This is a genomic window from bacterium (assembly GCA_021158245.1).
Lineage (GTDB): Bacteria > Zhuqueibacterota > QNDG01 > QNDG01 > QNDG01 > QNDG01.
Map to the genome: position 1 here is coordinate 1 of JAGGVB010000190.1, position 4,477 is coordinate 4,477.

Annotated in this window: 5 protein-coding genes; all 5 read left to right on the forward strand. The window is 35.5% G+C overall.

The genetic code is table 11. The features are described 5' to 3' along the window. The coding region (locus J7K93_11090; GenBank protein ID MCD6117552.1) for a T9SS type A sorting domain-containing protein at positions 1 to 1,674 on the forward strand (1,674 nt) is incomplete at its 5' end. A 290-nt stretch (positions 1,675 to 1,964) separates the two neighbouring features. Continuing rightward, positions 1,965 to 2,732 carry a uracil-DNA glycosylase gene (locus tag J7K93_11095; GenBank protein MCD6117553.1) on the forward strand — a complete coding sequence of 256 codons (768 nt, stop codon included), beginning with the start codon at positions 1,965 to 1,967 and terminating at the stop codon, positions 2,730 to 2,732. 5 nt (positions 2,733 to 2,737) lie between these two features. Then, positions 2,738 to 3,544, forward strand: coding sequence for an MBL fold metallo-hydrolase (locus J7K93_11100; GenBank protein ID MCD6117554.1), 807 nt, complete (start codon positions 2,738 to 2,740; stop codon positions 3,542 to 3,544). Between the two features lie 127 nt (positions 3,545 to 3,671). Next, positions 3,672 to 4,097, forward strand: a complete 426-nt coding sequence (locus J7K93_11105; GenBank protein ID MCD6117555.1) for a hypothetical protein — start codon at positions 3,672 to 3,674, stop codon at positions 4,095 to 4,097. Between the two features lie 132 nt (positions 4,098 to 4,229). Then, on the forward strand, positions 4,230 to 4,477 hold a 248-nt coding region (locus J7K93_11110; protein ID MCD6117556.1), incomplete at its 3' end, for a hypothetical protein.

Genomic DNA, 4,477 nt, shown 5'->3' on the forward strand with positions numbered 1-4,477 from the left:
ACTCAGGCATCATACAACATGATTATAGCTGTTAAGCCCGATGATGAGAACTTTGTTATAATCGGCGCTACAAACCTGTACAGATCAACCGACGGATTTTCTACTCCTCTTGACAAATACAACACAACTGACAAAATTGCGTGGATAGGTGGTTACTTTTATAATGACGACTATTTCATGTATCCCAATCTTCACCCAGACCAGCATTCTATTGCATTCTCTCCTTCTGATCCGGACGCAATGTGGGTAGGCAGCGACGGCGGCCTTAGTTTTACAAACGATATTACAAAAACGAATTATGACGAGGCCTTCCCGTGGGTAAGTAAAAATAACAGTTACATTACTACACAATTTTATACAATTGCAATACCGCGAAAAGGCGGAAACTTTCATATTCTTGGAGGATGCCAGGACAACGGTTCCCCGAGTTTTAAATTCAACTCAACCCCTGCAGCCACTTCCACAGATGTGAGTTCCGGAGATGGTGGCTACTGCTTTCTCGGTACAGATTATTACTACACTTCATCCCAAAATGGTGATATTATAAGAGCCAATTATAATGCATACGGAGATCCTAATTCTGCCTATACAATGCCTTCAGGTACAAAATGGAGCGATATTACACCAATTGATGCTGAAGGGCAAAAATTTATCAATCCTTTTGCAATTGACCCGAACAATGAAGACATTATGTTCTACCCTGCTGATTCATCAATGTGGAGAAATGACAGCTTGTCATCAATACCAAATTGGCTTAATGAAGGTACAGCAGTGGGCTGGACAGAACTTACTGACCTTGCAGCTCCGTCAGGATACGGATTTTCAGCAATGGCTTTTACAAATTTATCTCCGAAACATAGAATTTACTATGCTGCTTCCTCTAATAATGGTGTTCCAAAACTATTCAGGCTGGATGATGCGGAGACTTCCGAGTCCGGTGCTGTTGATATTTCAATTGCAGCAGCAGCCTCCGGAGCTTATATTCATAACATTGCTGTAAATCCTGATAATGGCAATGAACTCCTCGTACTTATGTCTAATTATGATATTACAGGGCTCTATCATTCTACAGACGGAGGCTCTCACTTTACTTCAGTAGAGGGGAATCTTACCGGAAACACTACTAATCCCGGGCCTTCTCTGCGTTCTGCAACTATTCTGCCCCAGTCGTCAGGAGGTCCCATATACTTTGTAGGCACAAGTACAGGAATATACTCCACACAAAATCTAAATGGAATTTACACTGTATGGGCACTTGAAGGCAGTAATACAATAGGTAATACTGTTGTAGAAGCTGTAACTTCGAGAAACAGTGACGGCAGAGTAGTTATAGGCACTCACGGAAGAGGAGTTTTTGTTGCGGATATAGGAGGAACTCCTGTTGCAGAAAGAGATAATCCTTTTATACCGAGAGAGCCCTATCTCAGCCAGAATTATCCGAATCCGTTTAATCCGTATACAACCATATCTTTCTCTCTTCCGAAAAAAGAAAGAGTTGAACTGTACATTACAAATATAAAGGGCAGACGAGTTAAAACTCTTGTAAACACTTATCAGCAGGCCGGAAAACACAGCATTAAATTTGACGGATCAGATTTTGCAAGCGGTGTATATCTATACACATTGAAGACTTCGGATAAAACTATAACAAGGAGATTAGCACTTATTAAGTAATCGAGACAAACAAACCGCAGAATCGATAATTTTGTACCTTTATTGATTTTACCGGTTCTGCAGTTTTGATAATTAAAATTGTAAATGAAATGCCCAATTCAAAAGCAAGAAATCATTTATAAAACCAATTGGTTCGTTCGGAAATTTCAGTTTCTTTAAATTATGGTGAAACCCTAATTTCAATATTCATAAATTAATCTAAAATCTTTACTCAGAGTTCCTTGTTATTAAACCAAAAAGCTAAAAAATGATAATCTATATAAAAATTAGATATAAATAATAGATGAAATATGAAAATTGATGAACTGAACAAAAAAATAAAAAAATGTAATAAATGCAGGTTATCTGAGACCAGAATAAACGCTCTCTGTGGTGAGGGAAACTTGAATACCAAACTTATGCTGATTGCTCAAGCACCTGGAGAGAAAGAAGATAAAGAAGGAAAGATGTTCATTGGGCCTTCCGGAAAAGTATTGGATGAATTATTGAGATTGGCTGATATAAGCAGAAAAAAAATTTATATGACGAATTTGCTTAAATGTATGCTCCCAAAATGCAGGAAACCAAAGCAGGATGAGATTGAAATTTGCGGCCAGTACTTAAACAAAGAGATTAAATTAATAAATCCAAAAATATTAGTCCCCTTAGGTTATTATGCAACCAAATACACCTTTAATGAATACGGCATTCCATTACCGCCCAGAATAGAGTTCCCCTTAGTTTGCAGTAAACTTTTTTTAACTGGAGACAAAAAAATATTCCCTCTGCCTCATCCTGCCGCACTTCTTTATAACCCCTCTCTTAAGGAAGAAATGACAAAAAGTTACAGAAAGATGAGTGTATTGCTTGAAGATTGTAAATGGTATCCGGCATGTCCAATGAAACGATTTTATGAAGAAGGAAAATTAGATAAAAAGTGGATAGAATTATATTGTAAAGGAGACTGGGAGAGCTGTATTCGCTATCAAATGGAAGAGAGAGGTGAATCAAATCCGGATTGGATGATTCCCGATGGAAGCATAGATGAAGGATTGCATAAATTGAAAGCTATAGGTTGATTAATATGAATTCCAAAATTTTGATTTTAATCAGTGTCCTGGCCTCAATAGGTGCAGCAAGTTTGCTATTAATTTCAAATACTTTTGTTTTTTCTGCACCTGAAACTGAAAAGCCAGGGATAACCTTAATTTCTGTTTATGATAACTATCAACTGAAACCAGAATTAAGAACTGCATGGGGTTTTTCTACCATAATAAAAACTTCTAAAGAAATAATACTGTTTGATACTGGTGGAGATTCAAAAATCTTACTTTTCAATATGCAAAAGATGGGTATTGATGCTAAATCAATTAATAAAATAGTTATTTCCCATATTCATGGAGACCATGTAGGAGGATTAGCAGATTTTTTAGAGAAGAATAATAATATTACTGTTTTCATCCCAAGTTCCTTTCCCAATTCCATTAAAGATATGATAACTAAAAAAGGAGCCATGTTTGTTGAGGTTTCCGAGCCTATAAAAATTTCTGATTTTAGTTATACCACAGGAGAGTTGGGAACTTGGATAAAAGAGCAATCTTTGATTATTGATTCAAAAAAGGGATTAATAGTTGTTACAGGATGTGCCCATCCTGGAATTGTAAATATTGTTGAGAAAGTCAAAAAATTGATGAAAAAAAATAAAGTATATTTGGTTGTGGGCGGTTTTCATCATCCTTCTATTGCTTGTGTTGAAAAATTTAGAGAAATTGGAGTGGAAAAAGTTGCACCATCTCACTGCACGGGTGATTTAGTTAGAGAAGCATTTGCAAAGCAATACAAAGAAAATTTTATAGAGTATGGTGTAGGAAAAACAATCAAAATTAAATAAAAAGAAGGGATCCAATAAAATTATTAAAATTGGAGCAGATAAGGGATGGTACTGGAAAGTGTATGTATGTTGAAATGCCTAACAACTCTTGCACGTACCATTAATCCAAACATAAGGAATAAAACCCATGGAAATAACAGATGAACAATTAAGTGAAATTGCTCAGGATATTGAATCCGGTATGAAAGTTTTTATCAATCGCAAAGATTTAAAAATTAAAACAATTCTTGACTATGATGATTTTTATGGTGATAGTGAATTCTGGGAAAAAGAAGAAGCAAAAATAGAAAATGAGTGGACTGATTATGCGGTAATAACAAAAATGGACTCCAGTGAAGCATACAGGATTATGGAAGACTTTGTTGATGAGATTGATGACAAGGGGCTGCAGGAAAATTTAATAAAAATTTTGGACAGAAAAAGCCCTTTTGCAAATTTTAAAGCAGAGATTGACACTTCTCAATTTCGTGACAAATGGTTTGAATTTAAGCATAAAAAATATAAAAAATACGTAAGGGATTTGTTAGAGATAGAAAATTTTGACATTGAATAATTAACACCAAGAGTAAAACATGAATAAAACACATAACAACATTTTCAACACCCATGAGAACACATATCATAGTTTCTACCATTTGGAAAGTTTAATAGGAATGCTCACACTTATTAAATCTGATACTTCCAAATGGCTACTATAAATACTAATAAAACACAGGGCAATACTGACAGAGGCCATTTTGACCTTATATTCACCGGCCAGCTTCTTAATAATAAAACTTATTCACAGGTATCAGCAGCACTGCAGAAAATATTTCAAAAAGATGCCGGTTTTATTGAAAAACTCTTCTCAAAAACTCCACTGATAATTAAACGAAATGTCCCCAAAAAAGCAGCTGACAAATATCAAATGCTATTCGCAAAAGCCGGATGCGA